The 26,231-nt window shown below is 45.9% G+C and carries 5 protein-coding genes; all 5 read right to left on the bottom strand.

The features are described from left to right. Window positions 1-174: 174 nt before the first annotated feature. On the bottom strand, window positions 175-483 hold the full coding sequence (locus tag BGP75_RS08010; RefSeq protein ID WP_076717388.1) for a DUF4288 domain-containing protein: 309 nt from the start codon (window positions 481-483) through the stop codon (window positions 175-177). Between the two features lie 74 nt (window positions 484-557). Further along, entirely contained in the window at window positions 558-4,769 is a 4,212-nt protein-coding gene (locus tag BGP75_RS08005) for an RHS repeat-associated core domain-containing protein (RefSeq protein ID WP_076717385.1), read from the bottom strand. Between the two features lie 98 nt (window positions 4,770-4,867). Then, window positions 4,868-24,289, bottom strand: coding sequence for a LamG-like jellyroll fold domain-containing protein (locus tag BGP75_RS08000; protein WP_076717383.1), 19,422 nt, complete (start codon window positions 24,287-24,289; stop codon window positions 4,868-4,870). Between the two features lie 21 nt (window positions 24,290-24,310). Next, entirely contained in the window at window positions 24,311-25,231 is a 921-nt protein-coding gene (locus BGP75_RS07995; RefSeq protein WP_076717381.1) for a transglutaminase-like domain-containing protein, read from the bottom strand. Next, window positions 25,224-26,171, bottom strand: a complete 948-nt coding sequence (locus BGP75_RS07990) for a rhodanese-like domain-containing protein (protein ID WP_143821009.1) — start codon at window positions 26,169-26,171, stop codon at window positions 25,224-25,226. The genes BGP75_RS07995 and BGP75_RS07990 overlap by 8 nt, the downstream gene beginning before the upstream one ends. Window positions 26,172-26,231 lie beyond the last annotated feature (60 nt).

The following is a 26,231-nucleotide window of genomic DNA, read 5'->3' as shown; positions in this document are numbered from 1 at the left end:
TTATTTCCACGAATAATCACATGATGCGGCTGTCCCGGTAACACCAACCTTTTTAATCTCGCCATGTCCTTATGGCCTCCTTATTTATCCATTTAATTCTTTTTTAATGGGGTCTGACCTCATTGGTTCGCTAACTGGCACTATTTTTTTTGACCCCACCAGTTTGTTAGTTTTTCAAGGCACATATAGATGCTTTAGATAATGCTCTCTATAGAAAGAATCCAAATCTAAAGGAGATTGAAATAGCTCTGACCACACTTCATAGCAATCTATTAATTCTTCCCCATCTTGTTTATAAACCAATTGCTCATCATAAGCGATAAAGCCGTTTTCTAGTGCATAAGTAGCTGATTCCTTCTTTCCTTTTTCATGAGCGTCTGAAAAATCTTTAGCTTTAAAGCACACGACCCGTTCTTCAAAAATATTATCGCCAGTTTCAGTCGTTCCAAAATGATAAACATTTCTAACAGAAAACCAATCCATATACACTCCTAAACTGCTAACCTAATGCCAAGCGTCATTAGATAAAAACTCTATTCTCAACTAAACGATGATCTTTAGCATTCATTTGGAAAATCACCACCACATTTAGGGTTTTCAACGCCGAGAAGGTCACATATGCCGCAAGGCGCAACTCCATGCAGACATGACAAATACATACTAGTAATATACGGATTAAATCCTTTTAGAGACTTCCCTTTACCTTTACCTTTACCTTTTTTATCTTTTGATTTCCGACTGTGCCTATCACCTGCAGCTTTTTCATGCCTTTTAAGTTTCTTTTGTAGCTCATTTCTAATCTTCTTATCCAGCCCAGGATCTTTTAGTCTTTCTTTAATCCGTTCAACTTGATCGGGATCGAGCCTATGATTTCCTGGAGAAACCAATCCGAAAGGGTCAGAGTATATCAATGGATTTCCCCCAGCATATACATAGGTATTTAAACCTCCGTTTAGCCCAATAGGGTCACTTTGTAAGTAGCGCCCCTCTCCAGGATCATAGTCCCTAAAATAATTTTGATGGAGCCCTGTTTCCTCATCATAGTACTGACCAGAAAACCTCAAATTATTTTCAACAATTTGCTTCAAAACTACTGTTCGTCCAAAAGCCTCATACCGCCCCTCCCAAACAACAGCGCCACTAGCCGCAAGCAAGCGGTGTGGAGTACCCAAATGATCATTCTGATAATAATAGTACTTTCCATCAGCAGTGCGCTGGAACATCGGTGCGGTTCCCCAGCTGCCACCTTGCTTATACTGGTATTCCTTGATCAAAACTCCCGTGGAATCATATTCAGCAGCCAGCCCTTGATCTGTATATAGGAAGTAGCTGGTTATACCATCGACTGTTTTACTAATCCGCCGGCCAAAAGGGTCATAAGCAAATTGCGCCATAGAAACCCCATCATGATGAATTTCTATAAGTCGCTCTTCTCGGTTGTAGGTATAGTCGATCACATTTGGCAGGTTATTTTCAGCATCAGCTCCTATATATTCCTTTTTAACTTTATGACCGTTCTGATTGTAGTGGTATTGCCAGGCATTATCTTGACCTGTTAGCTGGTTCTTAGCGTTGTAGTTAGACACAACAACATTAACCCCCTCTGAGCCAGCTATAATGGAGGCTTTGCGGGTACGGTTACCAACACCATCATAAGCAAAGGTTTCAGTTTTGGTAGTCAAAACATTATCGCTGGGGTAATCAACGCCAGTAAGCCGATAGCGCTTATCATAATCGAAATAGTAGCCACCGTATTCGGTTTGAATTGCAGTGATATTGCCTTCTACGTCATAAGTATAAATAGCTTTAGCTAGCTCATTATCGGCAGCATTGTATAGCTTTCGCTCCTCCTGTCGCTGCAAAGCATCGTATTTGGTTAATATCTTTGTACCACCAGGGAGTGTCAACATCTGAGGACGAAGCCAATCAAAGTCGCTGTAAGCAAGCGATCCTACACCAGGTATGACTACTGCTGCGAGTTGATTGTTTTTATTGTAGTGATAGCTATATGTGATACCCTCTGGATTTGTATAGCTTCTTTTTAAACCATTGGGATAGTAACTATAGCTATAGGTTTTCTGGAAAGAACCATAGTCCATAGTAACCCCTACTACTTGATTCAGATTGTTATGACTATAGCTTTCACTGAGAGTCACAATATCTGAAGTCTGCCCCGATGGAGCACTTCCAACGGTCTGATTGTAACCTATGTACTGATCTTTCTCGTTATAACCAAGAGAAACTACTTTAATAGGTTCGGAGTCACCTTTTTGAGCATATAATTTGCTTGTTGTCCAACGATTTGCATCATCATAGCCATACATTATTTTTTCATCAGCGGGATTGATTTCAGCGATCAAATTGCCCCATTCATCGTACTGAAAGCTATGGCTGGAAGAACCAGACTCACCTTGTTTGATCTCACTGGCTAGCTGGTCCCTTAGGGTGTAGGTGTACCGAGTCACTCGCCCTTCAGGATCTGTCACCTGGATGAGGTTATCCCGTGTATCATACTCAAAGTGCGTTTCCCCGCCTTCAGCATCGGTCCACCATACCAAGCGGTTAAAGGCATCATAAACTCCTGAAGCTCTATTACCCTTGGCATCTGTTCTTTCGGTTAGATTATTATCACGGTCATAACCAAAACTGCGTAGTATCTCCAGATTGTCAGCACGCTGGATGGTGCTTATAACTCTGTCACGATTGTCATAGTTTATCTGTTGCTCAAAAGTGGGATAGTGAATGTTCTCCAAACGCTCTTTTCTATAGCTGAACAACGTTTTATTACCCAAGCCATCTGTGTTACTAACCAAACGCCCTTGATTATCATAGCTGGAATAAAGAGCATTACCATTTGCATCAACCAACGCAGTAAGACGGTTGCTTTTGTCATATTCTAGCGTTGTTTTATTACTAGCTACATCAGTGATTGATAAAGGAAAACCTGCACTATTGTTTGCAAAAGTTAATGAGCTGCTATTAGTCTCGCTTTGCCTCACAATGAAACCAGCATCATCGTACTCGTACTGGAAACCTTGGTTAGCAGGGTTGGTAAAACTTAACAGATTGCCCGCCTCATCAAAATTGAGATTCCATTGTTTATTGTCCGCATCCATGATAGTAAACGAGTTACCTAGCCCATCGTGATCAGCAAAGGATATTACTTGGTTTAAAGGATCGGTCAGCTTAGTCAGATTCCCCCGATCATCATACTTCCACCGAGTAACCGCCAACTCGGTCCCACCCGCAACAGACTCCCCTGTAATCATTTTGATAAGCTGCCCATACCCATCATACTCATACCGAGTAGTCCGCTGCTCAGGCAACCCCTTAGCCTCAATCAGCGCCAACAAATTCCCCGAGTCATCATACTGATACTCCGTTACCACACCCCGTGCATCTGTTTTGATTAAAGGGAGACTAAAATGAACATCATAGGTAGTGTTAACGGAACTCCCATCCGGATAAGTCTTACGAAGCACATTCTTAAACTGATCATACTCAGTAACGGTCTTGCCACCCCGCGGATCGGTATCCACGGTCTGAGCCACATAAGTCAATGCCCCACTACCCACCTGGGACTGCACGCCACCACTTTCTGTGGCATAACAATTTTTGCTCACCAGTCCACCACTCAACGTAGTGACTACAGTAATCCCATAGGAGTAGCTGTAGTTATCCACCAGATTGGCGACACCGATAGAACCATCTGACAGAACTACATCCCGGGTTGTACGAGCATCATTGCCCAGCCCGTAAGAAACCAGAGTTCCGTGTTCGTCATACTCTTTTTCCTTAACGACCCCAGTAGCATCGGTTTCACGGTGGATAAAGACCCGTTTATCTTCATTAAATGAGGTTTCGTAGGTGCTTCCGGCGCCATCGGCGTTGGTCATTCCTTTCAGTTCGCCGCCCTGATCCCGAGAAAAAGTACAGGTCTGACCCCCTGCTGAAATGCTGACAGCATCAGCTGCAGCAATACTGGGGCTCATGTTATAGGTGGTAGCTTGCCCTTTGGCATCACTAAAGCTGCTCAACTGACCGTTACTGTCGTAGGTAAAGCTGTAGCGCTTGCTTCTGGGGTCATCGATACCGATCAGTTTATCTTCGCCGTCGTAGTGATAGAGCACCTTACGACCACTGTAATCGCTGACTTTTGCTATTTGGTATTCACCGGGTTTTGAACCGGGTTCCCAATCAAAGTTAACTACGACATTACCGTGATGATCCCGAACAGCGCTGATTTCACCTTGTTCATTACGATCTACACTGACAGTAACGCCATTGCGGTCGCTGTAGCGCACCATAGGAATACGAGTTATCTTGCCGTTATCATCTCGCTCAACAGCGTAGTCGATCACGTTGCCCTTGCGATCTGCCCAGCGATATTCGTCCTGCTCTTCCCGGTAAGTGATGGTGTAGATCAGCTGATTTTCATAGGTGGCGGTTGATTCCCCTATAATGCGGGGATAATAGGAATCGATCCGGCGAAAGGACGACGGGTGCGGGTCGTCGAGATCACTCCATGCTGGTTCAAGATCAGCCCAGCGCCGGTTCCAGACCCACTTATCATCTTCCCAGTAACGAGTCGTGCGGACAGTTCCACCCAATACCTTTACAGTTAGATCGGTAAAGGTCTCATTGATCTTGCCTGTGGCAAAATTGGGACTGGCGTTATCGGACGTAATACCGCCCACAGCCAGTACTTCGGCACTTATTAGTCCCGCCAGTAACATCGCTGCCATTCTGATCAATGTGTATTTCTTCATAGGTTTTAAACCTGTCCTTTTAACTTGCTATCCGTCCGCGTCAATGGGGTCAGACTCCATTGACGCTTCAACAATGAAGTCTGACCCCATTGCTATTGCTATTGTCCTGTACCTGTTCCGGTATTGCTGTTGCAATCACCCGTAGGGCAACTAGGCAATGGCGCACAGAACAACCCTTCATCTTCTTCATCAAAAGAGCTGTAGTTCCGATCTATTATCGAGCGACCGCCTCCTCCGTTTCCGTAACGGTATGAGCTACCACCACCGCCGCCTGCTCCACCGGAGTTTCCATTGCCACAGCTGCTGCTTTCCCAGCTGCTGGCCCAGACTACGGTGCTTTGACCATTTACCAAGGAACCGTTGGTACAGACGCTGGTATAGGTGATCCGTCCATCCAGCTGGAAATCACCACAACCGCCGCCAGTGGCATCTCCGTCCAGTGTTGGATTGAAGTCATTCAGGGCCTGGACTCGGTAAGGCAGTATAAAGACATCACCAGGTCCCAAGGTATCGGGGATCTCTGCCAGGTATTCCATGCTGATAAACTCATTGCCAGTGGGCAGGTCGGCAGTCATGGTTTCGGCGCGAATCAATCCGTGGTTAGTCAGCGTTAATTCTCCGTAGAACAGATCCCCGGCTTCCATAACCGGAAGGTTAATGCTTAGCGGATTAGCAACCACTACCGCAACTGGTACATTGGTCTCAAAGGTGGCTTGGACAATAATTTCGTACTTGTCCTCAATGGTGATTTCCTTCACCTCCCATTCCACCGTAACCAGTGTATTCATCAGGAAGGGGTCTTCCGATACTGTAATTCCGGGTTTAACCTGAATACGGCCACTAACACTGTCGTGATCAAAGGCGCTGACGCGGTAGCTGTAGGTACCCGCAGGTAAGTTACCGAAGAACACTTCTCCATTGGCATCGGAATGAGCACTGTCGATTTTCAAGATTTTTTCATTCTGAATTTCGATCTTAGCGCCTTCCAGCCCCGGGATCGGTCGATGGTTTTCGTCTGGTGTGGCTGTGTAGATATCACTGACATGGAAGAAAGCGTTACCCACTTCAGAGGAAACAACCGCAACAAAGTACTGCACCTGATAAGGGCTGATATTGTCGCCGGTCACTTTCAGCCGGAATTCATAGTTATCCTGAGGCACTGAAGCGCTGGGGTTAAAGCTGACTTGTACTGCCTGGCTCTCACCGACCAGCAAATCTCCCGGTTGGCTGTTGGAGCTGATAAAGGCCCAGGACGGTGCCGGATTACCATTGGCATCGGTCAGTGTCAGCTGTGGGTTTTGCAGAGTATCCAAACCGGTATTACTCAAGGTGACCGTTTCAGTAATGGCTTTATCCAAGCCCACTCCCGTGTCCACGTAAGCGGGTGAGGCTTTCAGCGCCGGTAAGGCTTCTGAAAGGTTGTAACTCATCACCAAAGTGGCCAATTTCTGTTCACCACCTTGAGACCCGTCTGCAATCACCTCGAAGTGCAAATTGCCACTTTCAGCTGAGGAATTATTGGCACTGAAGTGCACATTCAGGTAGCCGGTCTGGTTAGCTGCAATATTGGCAGGTACGCCGGTATTTAGCGTAACACCCGCAGGCAGGCTCGGCTCAGACTGAGGATCATCTGTCGGGGCCAGTATCTGCTTCAGACGAACGTTGCTGAGGCTGGTTGCATAACCAGATTTAACTTTAATAGACACCGGTTGGGTGTAATTACGCGGTATACGTATATTGATCGAGCCGGGACTAACCACCGCATTCTGCACCACAAACTCTGCTTGAGCCGGACGGGTAATGCTATCCGGGTGGATGGCGGAGACTGCATAGGTGCCACTGTTACCCTGCGGGTTATAAGTGTGGCTGAAGTTACCCAAGCCATCGGTAAATACCGTGACCAATTGTTCAAAACCACGAACCTCAGTGACCAGGGAGATGGGAACACCGGCCATAGGTGCCTCGGTTTCAGAGTCCACCGCCTGGCCTGTGATGCTGACCTCGCCCTCCCCGTACAGTAAAGAAGGACTGATATCGGCAATATTCGCCTTATAAGACAGATCAGCCAGTGGCACCTGATGACGACTGCCAGTGCCTTCGATAGCCACATGGGTACCGCGACCAATCTGATAGTGGAAGTGGTCAATTTCCAGACGCAATAGCACCTGATCAGGGGATGCTTCCGGAACGGGTATCTGGAACAGTTCACTGGTAAAACTCTCGCCAGGAGCCAAACGGGCCACCATCGCACCATTGCTGACGTTAATCACACCACCGCTGAATTGCTGGACCTCCTGAACGGCCAGTACGTTACCGTCCAGATCTTCGAGGATAAAGCGCACTTCATCAGAAACACTGTTGCCATTACTTCGAGCCAGAACGACCTCGGTGTCTACATCACTGGTATTGTCCAGTGTAAAACTGGCCAGCCCCGTGCTACCACGGGTGAAGGCTTCCAGATTGACGGTCGCAAAGAGCGCTTTATCGCCGACCGCAACCTCCTTGTTTTGTCCGATGGTGATATTTTCACCGGCGAAAGGCTGTTGCTTGATACGCAATTGCAGCTGGCTGTATACATCCAGTTTTTCATAACCGCCGACGATAACCGATACCGGCGCAATGGCACTGCCTTCCACATCAAAGCGTTCGGACTGATGCACACGTTGAGTGCCGTTATCATCAACAATCGCTTCCAGAATCAGGGAGGTTGCCGGTAACGAGCCACGATTTTCAACCCGGAAACGCAGCTCATTCATCACACCCCGGTACATCACTGGATCACCGTTTTCCGGCTCATCCAAGTGCACACTTAAGGCCGGAAGTACCAAGCTATGGCCAACACTTTGCACATCAAAGTCATCCACCGCAACAACGGTATAGCGACGCTGAATGGCGGCACCATCACTGGTTTCGCCCCCGTTATAGGCGCTATCAGTAAAGGTGGTTGGATTACCCTGATGAGGGATCAATGCCTGAGTTAACGGAATCAGGTTTTGCGCTTCACCTTCCTGTCCGTCATCGTAGTAAATGTGATAACCCTTAATGGCGGCGCCCTGATGAGACCAGCTTAACTCAGGGAAACCTTCTGCATTCAGGGTGACATTCAAACCAGAGACCGGCAGCAAACCGAAGTTAAGGTAAACCGTCTGCCCAGGGCTGGACTCATTGCCAGCTGCATCCACCGCAGTCAATACGTAGCTGTGTTCTGCTTCGCTAGGGGTACTATCCAAAGCAATGGGTTCGGGGATGCCCGTTTGTATTGGTGTTGTATCATTCAAGGTCTGCTGACTGGCCTGTTCCCCTTCCCCTAAGGGTAAACGATAGAGGTTATAGGTCAGCCCTTCCAAGTCTTGAACCTGGCCTTCAGCATCCAGCACAGGGGCAACCCAGGTCACGACTATACCCGCACCGTTTAACACCAACTGAGTATTAGTGGGTGCATCCGGTGCGGTACGATCAGCAGAAACCTGCAACACATCACTGAGGGCGCTGATGGTTTCCTGACCATTCTCCCGGCGCAAACTGGTCACTGCATAGGCGTAGTCACCGTCAGTATGGGTAGTATCTGTAAAGGATGTTGTGCTGAGAGACTGCCACTGGCTGAGTTCGTTCTCACCCGGGGCTTGGCGGTAAAGCAGATAACCTACAGCATTTTCGACCGCTTCCCAGTTCAGCTCAACACCGCCGTCCTTAATCGCCTTCGCTGTTAGGGCTCTTGGAGCCGCCAACGGAGGCAAGTCACCCTGATACAGTTGGAACAGGGTCTGGCCCTGAATTCTATCGGTCTGGTTACCCAGGTCATCCACTGCCGAGTACTGGAAGCTCAGGTTAGCGGCAATAGGGTTTCCTGACCCATCCTGACCAGCACTGTTTGGCAACTGGAAGCCACCGACCCAAAGCGGTGTACCTTGGATTGATTGGCTATCGCGGCTTAGGGCAATACCTGCACTGTATTCCGCCACAATAACACCATCGACCATTGGGATCAGCGTTGGCGTGCTTAGCGCGCTAACTTCGTCTGCCAGGTTAAGCAGAACTTCAACCCAAAGGCCGTTGCTCTCATCAACTTTCAGGGGTGAAACCGGATTAAGACCCAGCTTTGTGACTTCAGGCCCAAGGGTATCCACCAATAAAGTAGCCCCTTCGTCAATTTCAGTGCCACGGTTACCAGCATTGTCATACGATGAAAGAACCGCATAGGCTGTACCGGAAATAGTGCTGCTATCAATATTGAAGCTGCCGGTATAGCGCAGATCATCATTGTAATCTTTGCTTAAGTCCAGAGTGATAGGTAACCCACCGGCCGGGACTATAGACAGGTAAGGGTCGTTGCGCAGTGGCTCATCAAATCGAACGGTAACCTGTACGCCGCCCAAGCCAAAGCGCTGATTAGCCTCGTCGTAGTTCCCCAAGGATACATAGGTAATGCTTTCAGCCCGTGGACCAACGCTGTCAGCCTCGGCAACTACTTGCTCAGAAAGTGCACTCGGGGTGCCAATCTGGTTGGAAGTTGCGACCCGGTAGTAATATGTTCCATCCGGTACCGGCATATCGGCAAATTCGTTGTTGGTTAACAACGCACTGTTAACCGGATCTACCCCTGGATCATCAATAGCGCTAAATGCAGCGCTGGAACGATACAGCTGATAGCCCTTGATCTGATTTTCAGGGTCGGAACTGGTGACTGGCGACCAGCTGAGGAATACCTGCCCCATCTCACCGGAAATCGCTTTAAAACCACCGGGAGCGTTAGGGATAGCCGTGTTAAGGGTTACAGTAACGATGCCACTCAAAGCGCCCAGGCCTCCTCTCTCGGGGAATTCAGCGGCAGCCGTGTAGTGATTATCACCCTCTTCCAAGGTTACTATCTGACTGAACTGGCCCTGGCTGTTAACCACTAGTGGGTTACCTACCGGTTGATCATTACGATAGAGCTGGACTTGAGTTCCGGTCAATGCCGTGCCTTCGATTCGTAAGGTCGCATCGTTGGTCAGATAACCGGATGCAGGCGTGACCAACACTGGTGCAGCCGGTGCTGCTATGGCAACACTAAAGTCGTAACTCTGCTCGTTATGATTCTCCCAGGTATCGTAAAGCTTGATGGTTAACGTATGGTTTGCATCTTCTAAAGAAACCAAGTCCAAAGCCTGGCTGTAACGGTCATTGCCATCTGGGGCAAAATCAGTCCCTAAAAGCGTATCTGCCAGATAGAACTCCACTCGACTGATTGCCGATAAGTCACTGGCGACTACATCAACACTGCCGCTATGGGCTAGCGTCGGTGTCAAGGTCATGTCTTGGGTCAATGCACTGGTACGGTAGCTGATAGTAGTGACTTCGGGCCCATCGGCGTCCGAAGTTGGCGTAGCCGCCAAAGCCGTGACCTCAGGCGTTTCACCCTCGGAGATATTAATCGCCGTCACGGCGACATAGTAAGTCGTGCCATTCTCTAAACCCGCTATCGACTGGGTTAATGTGATGCCATCACTGGCACCTTTAGCGACTTTCAATCGCGGTTCCAGCCCTTCTACGCTAGTAAAAGAAGCAGACTCCACGTAGATGGCGTATTCCTTTAGTAAAGACCAGGGCGTAACCACATCCCAGGTCAATTCCACCTGACTACTGAGTTCAACTAGAGAAGGGTTGGCGGGGTTTGCCAATAGCGTTGCTGCGCCCAGACTAACAGCAGGAGACTCATTATTATCGCCATCGTAAGCAACAACACTGATCTGGAATGATGCTGCAGGTGCCAAGCTATCCAGTAAATGGATTACCGGATCTAGAGGATCTGAGAGCGAAGAAGCCAGTATTTCAATCGTATTAGGTGCCACACCGTCATCTACTGTCAGTCGATAGCCCTTCAAGTCAACGACTTGGGTTGCAGGTGCATGCCAGGAGACAGTCAGACTGGTGGCTGTAGGCGTGACTTGCAAATTACTCGCCGCACCCGGTGGAACAATATCCACAGGGGTGGCGGTAGTCGGTGTCACTTCTGACAGGAACAACTCCTGACTATCCACGGCCACGACCGCCAGATAAAGCAATTCAGCGCGATTTAGTCCGGTCAAAGTGGCTTGTTTCTGCCCTCCGGGGACTACTGCTACCGGCGTTAATGCCCCAACATCGGTAAAGGATCCAGTGCTGGTATAAACACGGTATTCAGCAATATTGTTACCATTAGCGACTTCATCGTACGCCTGCCAATCCAACGTCAGTGTTGTGCCATCACCCTCATCAGCAACAGCAAAGGTCACGGCACCGGGTGCTGTATTGCCGTAACGAATCTGCACCAATAAAGTATCACCCGGGTTACCAGCGCCGTCTCGTGGTTGTAGCTCAAAGCTGTTATCCCCTTCGATCAGATTAACTTGGTAAGACCAGGTTGTATCAGCGGAAATCGCCACTGCAAGCTCACCATCGATCCAAACCCCAGTACCTGCTTCCTTTGTACCTGTCAGAGTGTGGACATTGATGGAAGTGGCCGACGGATAGTCATCGACGGTCAGTGGCGTTGGTGCCTCATAATCCAGGGTAAAGTTATACTCCGTGGTGACTGAACGGTTACCGGCGTGATCGACCAAGCTCGGGGTCATCAGATACACACCTTGCAACATTTGAACAGCCGGAGTGAAGATAACCTGATTCGTCTCTTGAGTTAGAGTTCCGGACTGACTCACCCCATTACGGGTCACCGCAATACTGGAATTAACCAGATCTATACCACTTCCATCTTCCTGAACGGTAAAGGTAAATTGCCCTGGCGTTTGATTGCTCAACCCAACCGGCGAAGCAGCCGTTACCAGCGGTTTGATTGAGTCCGCATTAAACTGCAACTGAACCGCTTCCGATTGGTTACCTGCCGCATCTGCTGAGACGATATTAAAGGTGCTTAATCCTTCAACCAAAGGTACCTGCACAACCCAGGGGTCTGACCCTAAAGACACCTCCAAGGACACATTTTCAGTACCAGTAATCAAAATGGTGCTATCAGCATCGCGATCACCACTGATCTCTACACTGAGTTGATTGGTGGTATTGATTACCGGTACAACCGGGAAGTTAACGGTGGGCGCAGAAGGTTTGGATACATCTACAGAGAATTGAGTTTGATAGTAATCATCTACTTCCTGTTCAATACCATCCTCATCCTGATCCATGCCGCGACCATTGGTACCAAAAATAATCGGACCTATTTGAACGCTGTATGTATCCTCTTCCAGTGGGACCGAAAAATCGACTCGGAAACGGTAACCGTCTATAGACTGGACATCGGCTATGGTGACCGGACCCGTATTGTTTCCTTCGATAATGACATCGTCAGGAGCAAATGTGCTGGTATCTATTGCGACGTTGAATTCGACGGTCAGGTTGGAGATTAGGCCTGGTTCGGTGGTGATTTGGTTTACTTTGGGGGCAAGCTTTAAGATGACCTCATTATGCAGGATGCCGAGCTCCGCATCTGTTAAATAGCGATTGAACAGTCTGGTCTGGTCCTGCCTACCTTTTACGAGATTGCCGACATGATCACTTCCACCTACCACCAACCCATAACTAGATGATCTCAAACCAGTATTTGAAAACGTCTCCGAACTAACGCCATTTTGGCTATTATAGCTGACATCGATACCGACCCCTGGCTCATAACGGAACACAGCGAACACCCATGTATCATCTGGCAATGCCGCTGGAAAAGAGTAACCAGTTGAAACTTGGGCCACGGGGGAAGACGATACAATACTCCCAAAAACCCCCTTGTTGTGAACAGTAAAAGCAACAGACCATCCAGATCCGTGGCCATCTCGTCCCTGGTTTATCCGAACAATTTCTCCTTCTTTGACCTTAACCCAAGTTGCAATGGTAAATGCCCCCGTCAGCAAATTGTTGCCCGGTACAGTAGCGTGCTGATCTAAGCCATTAAACAAGATGGCATTGTCAACAACACCCTGGACGGAAGATGGTCCTCCGACAATCGTTGCATCATGACCATTAGGAGATTCATCGAAAAGCGTCGTACCAACGATATTATCCATTGTGTAGAACGCTAATAAATCAGGGTGTGCGGCATCTGTTAGAGGAGCAAGAGGTACTATATCAATCTGCCCTACGAAGGCATCATTTTCAGATCCACCATTCTCATATTGATCCATCACTCGACCATAAGTATCACGAATCTCAGGACCAATTTGGACACTATAACTATCCTCCGCTAATGGTGATGCGAAATCGATACGGAAACGGAAATCGTCTATGGGTACGGCATCGGCAACCGCCACCAAACCCGATATATTGCCGTCAATGGATACATCATCAGTACCAAATGTGGCAGCGTCTATAGCGACATTGAATTCAACGGTTAGATTGGAGATCAAGCCAGGAGCTGTGATTAGTTGGTTTACTTTGGGAACAAGGTCCAAAGTGACCTCATTATGTAAAACGCTAAGTTCCGCATCTGTAAGATAGCGATTGAACAGTCTGGTCTGGTCCTGCCTACCTTTTACGAGATTGCCGACATGATCACTTCCACCTACCACCAACCCATAACTAGATGATCTCAAACCAGTATTTGAAAACGTCTCCGAACTAACGCCATTTTGGCCATTATAGCTGACATCGATACCGACCCCTGGCTCATAACGGAACACAGCGAACACCCATGTATCATCTGGCAATGCCGCTGGAAAAGAGTAACCAGTTGAAACTTGGGCCACGGGGGAAGACGATACAATACTCCCAAAAACCCCCTTGTTGTGAACAGTAAAAGCAACAGACCATCCCGACCCGTGGCCATCTCGTCCCTGGTTTATCCGAACAATTTCTCCTTCTTTGACTTTAACCCAAGTTGCAATGGTAAATGCCCCCGTCAGCAAATTGTTGCCCGGTACAGTAGCGTGCTGATCTAAGCCATTAAACAAGATGGCATTGTCAACAACACCCTGGACGGAAGATGGTCCTCCGACAATCGTTGCATCATGACCATTAGGAGATTCATCGAAAAGCGTCGTACCAACGATATTATCCATTGTGTAGAAAGCTAATAAATCAGGGTGGGACGTATCGGTAAGAGAAATAGGTGCCACAACCTCAATCTGACCTAAAAAAACATCATTCGCTACCCAACCACTCTCATCCTGATCCATGCCTTTACCATTAGTCCCTGTGATATTGGGACCTATTTGAATGCTGTAAATATCCTCAACAAGTGGGGCATCAAAAATAACGCGGAAACTCTTACTATTAATTACCTCAATACGCGAGATAGTAACTGGGCCAAAATTGTCACCCAGTAGCGTTACATCTTCAGGTTCAAAAGAGGCTTCTTCGATAGGTGTATTAAAGTCGACAATCAGATCACTAATTAAACCAATGTCTGTGGTTATTTTGGTTACTTTTGGGGCAATTGGCAGCAATTTAAGTCTAACGTATGCGCTACCATAACTTGTATAGGTCGATTGAACACTCGAGTCCGTCAAACGAATCTTTCGAATAGAACTAACATCGACATCTGTTAGCTCCCAACTATTAACTCTGCCGCCAGAGCCGTTCTCATGTTTGGTAAAGCTGACAGTGTTGGCATGCTGATCAAATATTAACTTTCCCCTGATCTTTGGATAGATCCCAGTATGCCCTCGGTTAGTTCCATTGCTATGATCCTGCGATGTGCCGAAAGACATGTTGCTTCCATACTGGCCATAGGAGAAGGTCTTTGTCCAAAAGACTATATTTCCATTGGAGTCCAGATAATCAATGGTAGAGGCCGCAGAATCTGGTCCCCAGTTTGACTCTCTGGAATCCAAGTAGAGAATCCTACTTGGATCAAACCAATCCACCACTCCAGAGTGATTTATAGAAACACCTCCGGTAGTTGCCTTTGTTACTGCAATTTGGGCAGTAGCTCCATAGCTATCCTCCCAACCATCAGCCGATGTTTGGTTTATATCATTGGAACCTGGATCGGTAGAACCTGAGGTAGCGAACAGATTAATTAAATATCCGCCAGTTAGGGGGGCAATATCAAGCTGTTGCTGAAAGACATCGTTCGCTGCCCCACCACTCTCGTCTTGATCCATTTCTTTACCATTGGTCCCTGTAATATTGGGACCAATTTGGATACTGTAGTTATCTTCAACAAGGGCGGCATCAAAAATAATGCGGAAACTCTGACTATCAATGACCTCTATACGCGAGATAGTGACTGAACCAAAACTGTTACCCACTAAAGTCACATCTTCAGGTTCAAAGGTGGCTTCATCGATAGGAGTATTAAACTCGACAACCAAGTTGCTGATTAAACCAGCGCCAGTGGTTATTTGGGTTACTTTAGGGGCAGGCAAATTATCAATTGAAATTTCAGCCTGAAGATCAGTCATATCAGCACTGGACAAAGCGGTGTCAAATATCCTGATGTTATCTAGTTCTGCGTTTAGGTGATATTCCGGTGAAGAGGACACTAACGCTGCGCCAAGATGTACAACGGTAGGTACGCCGCCACTGTAGGTCTCTAGATAGGGGATTGTTTCTTCTTTATCCCCAATCCGAAAAGTGACTAAATCTTCACTTGCATCGTAGGAAACGGCAAAGAACTGCCATACATTATCTTTAAGTTTAGTAGTTGCTGCGGCAGCCCCACCAGAAGGAGGGAAGGCTCCGTATGCCACCTGTCCTGTAGGTGAAATATTTATCTCAAATTTTTCATTTGTGGAACTTCCCCTTGCAGCGACAAGTTTTGCCCAAGCCCCGTTAAAAACTGGCTTAATAAAACCAGACATCGCAAAGTCATTATTGTCTCCCAAGCTTAATAGTTTAGATGGAGCTCCCAAATTCACCGAGCCATTTGATCCATTGAATAACAATGCTTTACCTGAGACACCGGTCGTCTGGGTAATATTTGACATGGTGCCGTCAAGCTCATTAACCGAATCATCAACAAGTGTAGTCCCATTTACATTATCGCCGGTATACATCGCAACTAGACTTGGATGTGCAGGGTCTGTAATTCTTGATACTTCTTTTGATAAGGCAACGATCTCGTCTTCCGTTAGTCCTCGCGTGTAGTAACGGAACTTAGCCATGCTACCATCAGTGTAGTAATCCGAATAATTAGTCGCATACTTCCCCATCAGCCGCGTCGGTGCCGAGTTGCTGTAACGAGTACCCGAATGAACCCCAGACGCTTTTTCGATACCGTCTACAAATATTTTGACGGAACTGCCCGAAATCACTACAGTAATATGATGATCCCTACCCCACTCGATAGCCTCGTCTACAACCAAGTAAGAAACGCTATCTCCGCTAGAACCTAATGTTACAACTAAACTTTTAGTTCGCGACCGACTGGATCTATCATCAATGGCAATAACCATCGGCGCATCAATGTCACTTTTTATCCTACTCGAAAGCAATATAGCGAGAGCATTTGTATTACCAGCTGTCAAGTTGATATGAAATGATATGGTTAGGTCACCGTCCTGTCCGGGTAATGGTGGGAGATCTACTCGCTCCTGGTTTGCTTTATCGAAGTTAGCGGCGACACCTGCTTGCATGACTGTTTTAGTCACAGAACCAACTACGATGCCATCGTATATACCACTAGCCCCCGGTGCGGTATCTGGTAATGAAGTACCGGAGATATCGGCAAAGTCCAAATAAACGGCAAGATTGTCTGTCGGTATTTGTTGAGGTGCTGCAATATTCAATTGCCCCTGAAATACGTCATTTGCCTCCCCGTTGCTCTCGTCCTGATCCATTTCTTTACCGCTGGTCCCGGTAATATTGGGACCAATTTGGATGCTGTAATTGTCTTCGACAAGGGGAGACTCAAAAATGACACGGAAACTCTGGCTATTGATCACTTCAATGCGCGAGATTGTAACTGGACCAGAATTATCACCTACTAGCGTCACATCTTCAGGGTTGAAGGTGGCTTCGTCGATAGGGGTATTAAACTCGACAACCAGGTCACTGATTAAACCAGCACCGGTGGTGATATTAGTTACTTTAGGGGCTGGCAAATTATCAATAGAAATTTCAGCTTGAAGATCATCCATATCAGCGCTGGATAAAGCAGTATCAAATATTCTGAGGTTGTCTAAATCTGCATTTAGGTGGTTTGTAAGGGAAGTTCCCACATCGGTTGCGCCTATATGCACAACACTCGGTGCGCCACCATCATAGGTTTCGGTGTAAGGGATTTGTTCTTCTTGATCATCAATACGGACAGTGACTAAATTTTCACTGGCATCGTAGGAAACTGCAAAGAATTGCCATTGATTTTCTTGCAATAAAATAGAAGATCGTGCGGCTCCGCCAGCAGGGATAAAGGCATCGTAAGCCAGTTCACCTGTTGGCGAAATATTTACTTCATAACGCTGATTATTTGAATTTCCTCGTGCTGAGATTATTTTTGGATAAACACCTTCACTAAATCTAGGACGAATAAAACCGGACATAGCGAAGTCATTGCCATCTCCTAAGTTTATTAGCCCCCCCGGGCCATCAAGATCGATTAGACTCGATATACCATTAAATGACAATCCGTTACCCGAAACACCGGTAGTCTGGGTTATATTTGATACGGTCCCGTCATGTCCATGAATCGACTCATCGACAAGTGTAGAATCAATTACATTATCGCCAGTATACATTGCGACCAGATGGGGATGATTAGTATCTAGAATATTTGATAAGTAGTTGGCTGTTATATCTTTAATACCTCTAACCGATCCAGGGTACGATTGATAGGTATTAGAAACTATCTGAACTTCTGTAACACTTAACCCATCAGGAATCGTATACGTATATGTTTCATTAATAACGTTTCTAGTAACCAAAAACTCCAGACCATCATCACCTTTATAAATTGTTTGACCTGTAGGGCCATGCTCATGAGAATCTATAGTTCCCAAATTTATAACAGAAGAGTCTGACAAAATTATTTTAAGAACATTTTGTCCAAGAGAACTTCTAGGTGAATCGTAATATTCAGTAAAATTCGCACTTATTGATTTCACTTTATTTATGTCAGGTATGATAACTACTTCGTAATCATCCCAAGTATTATTTTCCTTATAATATCCTCTGATCGAATCATATAAATAATCTGAGGGATCTGAAATAGCACCAACAACATCATTATTAGGAACCTTGTATTGTGCAGCTAATGAAGAACCTTCACGGTATAAGGAACTCAGTTCTGCATCGGTTAGATAGCGATTAAAAAATCTAATTTGATCTTGCCTGCTTTCTACGAAAGTATTATCACGATCTCCTCCCAGTAAAAAGCCATCAGATGAAGACCTCAGTCCAGTGTTATTTGATGACACCGTCCTTATGCTGTATTGATCGTTATAACTTATATCAATTCCGGATCCCGACTCATAGCGTAGCACTGCAAATACCCAGGTATCATCGGCCAGAGGAGTTGGAAAGGTGTAAGAGGTGTTTATATTTTCTATGGGTGATGAAGTAACAACAGCGGACTCAACCCCCCTGTTAGAAACGATAAGAGTATTCGACCAACCACTCCCGTTTCCACCTTGACGGAGGTTTGCTACTTGCCCTTCCTTGACCTGAACCCAGGTTGCCATGGTAAAAGACCCAGTTAATAGATTATCACCTGGTACAAATGCAAACTGGTCAATACCGTTAAAATGGATAGCTGCATCCACAACCCCACTTATCGAAGTAGATCCGCCTATAATACTGGCATCATGACCATTTAAGGATTCATCTAATATCGTCGACCCAAGAATATTATCCATCGTATACATAGCAACTAAATCAGGATGAGCCGGATCGGTAATTGATGGTACTTCTTGTGATAAGGCAACGATCTCGTCTTCCGTTAGTCCTCGCGTGTAGTAACGGAACTTAGCCATGCTACCATCAGTGTAGTAATCCGAATAATTAGTCCCATACTTCCCCATCAGCCGCGTCGGTGCCGAGTTGCTGTAACGAGTACCCGAATGAACCCCAGACGCTTTTTCGATACCGTCTACAAATATTTTGACGGAACTGCCCGAAATCACTACAGCAATATGATGATCCCTACCCCACTCGATAGCCTCGTCTACAACCAAGTAAGAAATGCTATCTCCGCTAGAACCCAATGTGACAGCCAAAGCTCTGGTGCGCGCCTGACTGGATCTATCATCCATGGCAATAATCATCGGCGCTTGATAATCACTGGTTTCCCTATTTGTAAACAGCATGGCCGCCATATTCGCATTATCAGCTGTCATGTTGATATGAAATGATATGGTTAGGTCACCGTCCTGTCCGGGTAATGGTGGGAGATCTACTCGCTCCTGGTTTGCTTTATCGAAGTTAGCGGCGACACCTGCTTGCATGACTGTTTTAGTCACAGAACCAACTACGGTGCCATCGTATATACCACTAGCCCCCGGTGCGGTATCTGGTAATGAAGTACCGGAGATATCGGCAAAGTCCAAATAAACGGCAAGGTTGTCTGTCGGTATTTGTTGAGGTGCTGCAATATCCAATTGCCCCTGAAATACGTCATTTGCCTCCCCGTTGCTCTCGTCCTGATCCATTTCTTGACCGTTTGTACCCGTAATATCAGGGCCGATTTGGATACTGTAGTTGTCTTCAACAAGGGGGGCATCAAAAATAACGCGGAAACTCTGGCTATTGATTACCTCTATAGTAGAGATGGTGACTGAGCCGAAATTATCACCCACTAGCGTCACATCTTCAGGTTTAAAGGTGGCTTCATCGATAGGAGTATTAAATTCGACAACCAAATCACTGATTAAACCAGCACCGGTGGAGACATTAGTTACTTTAGGGGCTGGCAAATTATCAATAGAAATTTCAGCTTGAAGGTCATCCAGATCAGCACTGGATAAAGCAGTGTCAAATATTCTGAGGTTGTCTAAATCCGCATTTAGGTGGTTTGTAAGCGAAGTTCCGGCAAAAGTCGCACCAATATGCACAACAGTAGGCGCACCACCATCATAGGTTTCCGTGTAAGGGATTTGTTCTTCTTGATCATCAATACGGACAGTGACTAAATTTTCACTGGCATCGTAGGAAACTGCAAAGAATTGCCATTGATTTTCTTGCAATAAAATAGAAGATCGTGCGGCTCCGCCAGCAGGGATAAAGGCATCGTAAGCTAGTTCACCTGTTGGCGAAATATTTACTTCATAACGCTGATTATTTGAATTTCCTCGTGCTGAGATTATTTTTGGATAAACACCCTCAACAAATCTAGGTTTAATAAAACCGGATATTGCAAAATCATTATTATCACCTAAGTTTATTAAACCGCTTGGGGCATCAAGGTTCACTAGACTCGATGTACCATTAAATGACAATGCGTTACCCGAAACACCGGTAGTCTGGGTTATATTTGATACGCTCCCGTCATGTCCATGAATCGACTCATCGACAAGTGCAGAGCCATTTATATTGTCACCAGTATACATCGCCATTAAATGGGAATGAGTAGGGCTTGTAATATCCTGAGCAATTACTTCGCTATAAAGATTGGAGACCTGCGAGGCATTTAATTCACTGTTTATTAAACGAAACTGATCAATTTCTCCATACCAAGGCCGAGATGCATTCGTTGTATTAGGGTTATAGCCAATCCCTATTTTGTTAGTTACGGCGCCAAAAGTTAAAGCAGGAGCACTTAAAGTACTGGCAACCTCTGCACCATCAATATACATTCTGGAGTCGCTGGCAAAGTTTCCACCGTTATAGGTTACTACAATATTGTGGAATTGATCATCTATTAAGAAATTAACATCTGTCGTTATAAAAGCTACGGATGCAGTTTGATCTCCTTCACCCTCTATTACGAATTCGAATCGAATTTCACTTCCGATATTTCTTTGATATGCCAATAGATAGAAACTATTCTCAGGTCGACTATAGGGGTCACCACTACCGGCAATCATCGTATAGATATGCTGACTAGGATCCCATGCAGCTGGACGTTTTATCCAAGTGCTTAATGTCAAACCTTGAGAAAAATCGATTTGATCAACTGTATCGCGAATAATCCCGTCTTCACCATCAGTGTCACTTGTACTAATGGTAACCGCAGAAGATCCTAATACTCCGCCTGAGATGACTGTTGCTGCACCAACAAGAGTGGCGCTATTTCCATTAGAACTACTATCTGGAACAACTGATCCAGAAATATCATCCATCGTATACATAACGACTAAATCAGGATGGGCCGGATCAGTAACGGGAACAGGAGCGACAATATCAAGCTGTTGTTGAAAGACGTCGTTTAGCTCCCCTGCATTTTCATCCTGATCCATCCCTTTGCCGTTGGTTCCTGTAATGTCGGGGCCAATTTGAATGCTGTAGTTGTCTTCAACGAGAGGGGCATCAAAAATGACGCGGAAACTCTGGTTATTGATAACCTCTATATTAGAAATGGTGACTGGACCAGAATTATCACCTACTAGCGTCACATCTTCAGGTTTAAAGGAGGCTTCGTCGATAGGGGTATTAAACTCGACAACTAGATTGCTGATTAAACCAGCACCAGAGATGATTTGGTTTACTTTGGGTGCAGGTAGCTCTACCGGTAATAGCTTAAGTCTTACATAAGAAGATCTAGCACCAATCGTATAGGTCGATTGAACATTCGAGTCTGTCAACCGTATCTTTCGGATAGAATCGACATCAACCTCTGTTAACTCCCAACTATTAACCTGCCCATGATCAAAGTTACCCGGTTCAACCTCTATATGACTAAATTTCACCGTGTTGGTACTTGATATGAATTTAAGCTCACCATTAATTTTTGGGTGACTTCTTGTATGCCCTGGATTCTTTCCTCCACTATGGTCCTGTGAGGTACCATAGGTCATGTGGCTTCCGTAATTCCCATAAGAAAATGTCTTTGTCCAAAAAACGATATTTCCCGCAGAATCCAGATAGTCAATAGTTGATGTTGCATAATCCGACGCCGCATTTCGCTGCTCATTGTCAAAATAAAATGTCCGATCAGGTTCAAACCAATCAACCACTCCTGTTTGATGAATCGAAGTACCACCAGTCGTCGCCTTTGTTACAGCAATCTGCGAGGTCGCACCGTAATTATCGTTCCAACCTTCTATATCGGTTTGGGTGATGTCATTTGCACCGGGGTTACCGGTACCTGATGTAGAAATCAGATTAATGAGATACCCGCCTGAAAGAGGAGCAATATCAAGTGGCTGTTGAAAGACATTATTCGACGCCCCACCGCTCTCGTCCTGATCCATTCCTTTTCCATCGATCCCAGTAATGTCGGGGCCAATTTGAATGCTGTAGTTGTCTTCAACGAGAGGAGCATCAAAAATGACGCGGAAACTCTGGTTATTGATAACCTCTATATTAGAAATGGTGACTGGGCCAAAATTGTCACCCACTAGCGTCACATCTTCAGGTTTAAAGGTGGCTTCCTCAATCGGTGTATTAAAGTCGACAATCAGGTCACTGATTAAACCAGCGCCAGTCGTGAGTTGGGTTATTTTAGGGGCAGGAGTGTCTAATTGAACGGAATCTCGCCGTTGGGATAATGATAGAATTTCCAGCGGTTCTAATGAACGTCCAGCATAAACCTGAACTTCATCCAACACCCCGCCTACTTTCTGGATAGAGACTTGACCCATCATATAAAAAGGGCTGGTATCCGTAAACGATTTTACTGATGCGAGTGTCATTTCAGCATCTAAAATACCGTCAATATAGATCTGTAGCTTGTTCCCCTTTCGCTGAAATACAAAATGCCTTAATTTGCCATCATTCAAATCAGTCGTACTTGAGGCTAACATATAGCCGACTGTGTTAGACTCCCTGAAAGTAATACGACCAGTCTCCGGCTGATCAAGCCTGTAGTTAGTGAACGCTGTTGGGCCCTCAAAGGGAAAGTCAGGATTAAATTTTCCAAATAGCAGCCCGTACTCAGTGTTAGTCCAAGATGCAAAGGCCGCATACGCATAGTCGCCATCAAAATTTAGCTTTTCATTGTGGGGTACTGTAATCCCTCCTGTATTAAGATCGAACTTCAGACCACTGCCTATAGCACCTTGTACCGAAGTTGCCCCAAGCAAGTCTCCATTATTTGCATCCATGGCATCAACCAAGGTACTACCCTCGTTACTATCCATGGTGTACTCTGATATCAAGCCAGCTGTTGGTCTAACTGCTCTTTCAGTCGCTAACAACGCTACTTCTCTGGGGGACATTGCGTAGCTATAATATCGCGCAGTTCCTAATTCACCATCTAGATGCCGACCTATTTCCTGGGTGGTAGTATGTCGCTCGGCCCCGATAGAAACACCAATAGGAGTATCCCATAGTGCTCCTGCAGGAGCCGCAGCACTTCCTATCTCGACCCCATCCAAATAAAGAATTGCTGTAGCACCATCTTTAACACCGGTTATTACATGCCAATTGGTATCAGTGATTGTCGTGGTAGGATTAATCAGCGTATCCCATTTTGTCCCTGCTTCGGACATGAGGAAATATAGCCTGTTTTGCTCGCCATCTAGAGACAAAGCCCACGGAGCTAAAGTGTTGTTTCCGCCTCGGCTAAAAAAGCCCTGTGGTGTTGCCGTAAGTGCATTCCGTTTAAAAGGTATAGACACCGTAAAGTTAGCGTGATTAAGGTTGGCCTCCGAAGCATATGCATAGCCGCCGATACCGGCTTTACCAGATATTCCATGCTTTCCGCCACCTTTGGTAAATTTAATTACGGTAGCATCGTATGACCCATCAGCTCCCGCTGAAGAATCCGGTAAAAAACCACCTGACATACCTGCGAAATCATAGGCTACTTCTAAATTATCAGTTGGTATCACAGACTGCTCAAGGGCAAGAGCCTTAATCTCCTGAGAGAGTAGATCTCTTGAGTAAACGTAGATCCCATCCAAGCTTCCCTGACTATAGCCATCAAAACCTGACATTAACGAAAACGATGATCTTGCTGTAGGTTGAGCTGGAGCAGTAGCTGAAGAAACAAATATTCCATTTACATAGATGCTAATTAACAGATCAGATGAAACGGTTACCGCTATGTGATTCCAGATACCGTTTGTGAGAACTTCTGCGGGAGTTACCATACTCCAGTTGTTGCCAGAAGATTCTATCTCTACCGTCAGACTACCATCTGCTGGGTTGCTGTATATACCGAGGACTTTATCCGTAGATGACGCCGAGTTCCCTAGTGAAATTCTTTCACCCGCATTAACCAAGGCAAAAAAAGATATTGTTGTAGCACCTGATGGTGGCAACGCTGAACTCATTAGCACACCATCGTCAACACCATCAAAACTCAAGCCTTGCCCTATATGGCCTACGATTTGAGTCACGCCTGCTGCAGTACCGGGATAGTTCCCTGTATCTTCAACCAATACGTCACTCTCGATATGCCCAGACCAGTGGGCTATATAGTCTTGAGGCAACGTAGCCACCGATTCCGCATTAGCAAAAGTCGACAAGAATGCACTAACCAATAATACAAAATGTACAGCTAACCGATTCCGTTGCATGTTGTGTTAAATCCTTGTTGATCAGTTCATTCTTATCCGCAATCGGGAGTCATACGCTAAAAAGCGTTGCGTGTTCCCCATGGGATTATCTTCTTGTTCACTAATGTGCCGAAAGGCGATGTAGTTCTGATATTTATCGTCGAAACTTCTTCGCTGAGGGTCGGCTAATATCCATTGGTTGCCATCATGATATTCCGCCCAATTATGGTAACCGGCAGCGCGTAATACGTTGCTTTTCTCTTCGAGCCAAAACCCGGCCATGCTGCGACTTGGAATATTGTGAGAACGGGTCAAAGCAACAAAACTGTACATGTATTCGGTACAGTCACCTTTTTTATGTTCTAAGGCATAAGCTGCACCCCGGTCTTTAGCAACATAGCCGATGTAATCCACATTCTGTACCAACCACTGATAGATCGACTGTGCTTTGTCTTCAGTGTTGTTAAACTGTTTTGCTACTTTTGAAACGACAGGAGAATCCAGTTCTATAAACTTTTCCGGTGAAGTGTAATCGCTCACTTCTTTCTGAGATAAACGCTGAGCATTGGGTTTTTCAGCCAAAGCGACATCAGCGGTTATGACTATGTTCTTGCTTGCATAGGGAGCGAGGGCTGGCAGGTCAAATTCCAGTTTACGATTACCTATTTTGTCTTCTACTACGTTGTAGCCATGACTGGCGGTAATTGACAACAGCTTCTGGGTTGAGGTTAACGGCAGTGGTGAAAAGGCAACGAATTTTGCCCCTTCTAAAACGTCTTTCGTTGTATTAGTGACTGTAAAACCATAGCGGATCTGTTTTTTGATGGGATAGACGGGGTTATTATTTTCAAAAATTGATGTATTGAAAGGATATAAAAACAATACAGCCGTAATCCCTACTACAAGACTTGAAAGAATAAGGGCGGAAATAAGCAGCCGCTTTGTTAGAGAGCAGCTACGCATTACACATCATTCTTTGACTACTCTTCTTATTCCGACTACCGACTATTGCTCGATGTTTTTGTAGGAAGCTCTTCAGTCCTCTGGCGTTATCAGCCAGATAGAACAGGTTTAGTTGTTGAACTTTGTTTACCAGCCTTCTCGCTTTTTGCGCATCGTCTCCGATCACAACAACGGGAACCAAAGCGTTTTCTTGATCCGCTATCAAAAATGAGGATAAGGCATCCATCTGTTCTGATTTGTTTTTTGTCAGATCCAGAGCAACGGTTAACTCAAGCTGTTTGAGTTTCTGTTGAACGCCATCGCCGAAGGACACCACTCGAACTTGGCCATTGTGCCACTCAGTCCAAAAATCAGCGGCTGATACTTCGCTGAGGTCCCCCCCTAGGGCGGAAGAAGCAGGGCCTGCCTGAGCATTGAAAGATGCTAATTCGAATTCTGAACGGTAGCCTTTCTCACCACCGACCAGGTATTGAACAGACTTGAATCCAGACTGTTTCAGTCGGTCACACCAGTGAGAAGGGCGGACATTGCCAAAACTTTTATCAATTAATAATAATTTTTTGGAACTTAAATAGGATTTGTGTATCAGAGACCTGTAAGAAATTTGAAGAGCTCCCGGCAGCCCTGGTTTCTTCGATACATTTTCACGTACATCGATCACTTGATACTGATCTATTTGGTCAGCGACCTGATCAGCAGAAACGAAGCAGGAAAGGTCAATGTTGTTACGGAATGGAACTTCATCATCGGTTAATGAAGATGCAAATGGAAAACCGACATGGTTAAAATCTGGACCACAGGACTCAACTTTTCGATTTTGTTCAATCGCAAAGGTATATCCGCTAACACTCCATAGAGCCAGCGCCACAACAACCACACTCCTGAGACTGAAGACATCCAATATCCACGTAGAATCGAAAGATTCTCTTATCCGTTTCATTGCTTCCAGAACCATCCATTGATATAGCAATTAGTTATAAAGGTACAGCGGCAGAAATCC

It is taken from the genome of Motiliproteus sp. MSK22-1 (genome assembly GCF_001968815.1).
Taxonomy (GTDB): domain Bacteria; phylum Pseudomonadota; class Gammaproteobacteria; order Pseudomonadales; family Balneatricaceae; genus Motiliproteus.
The sequence above is the reverse complement of the archived record's forward strand: the minus strand, read 5'-3'. Positions and strand labels throughout refer to the sequence as shown.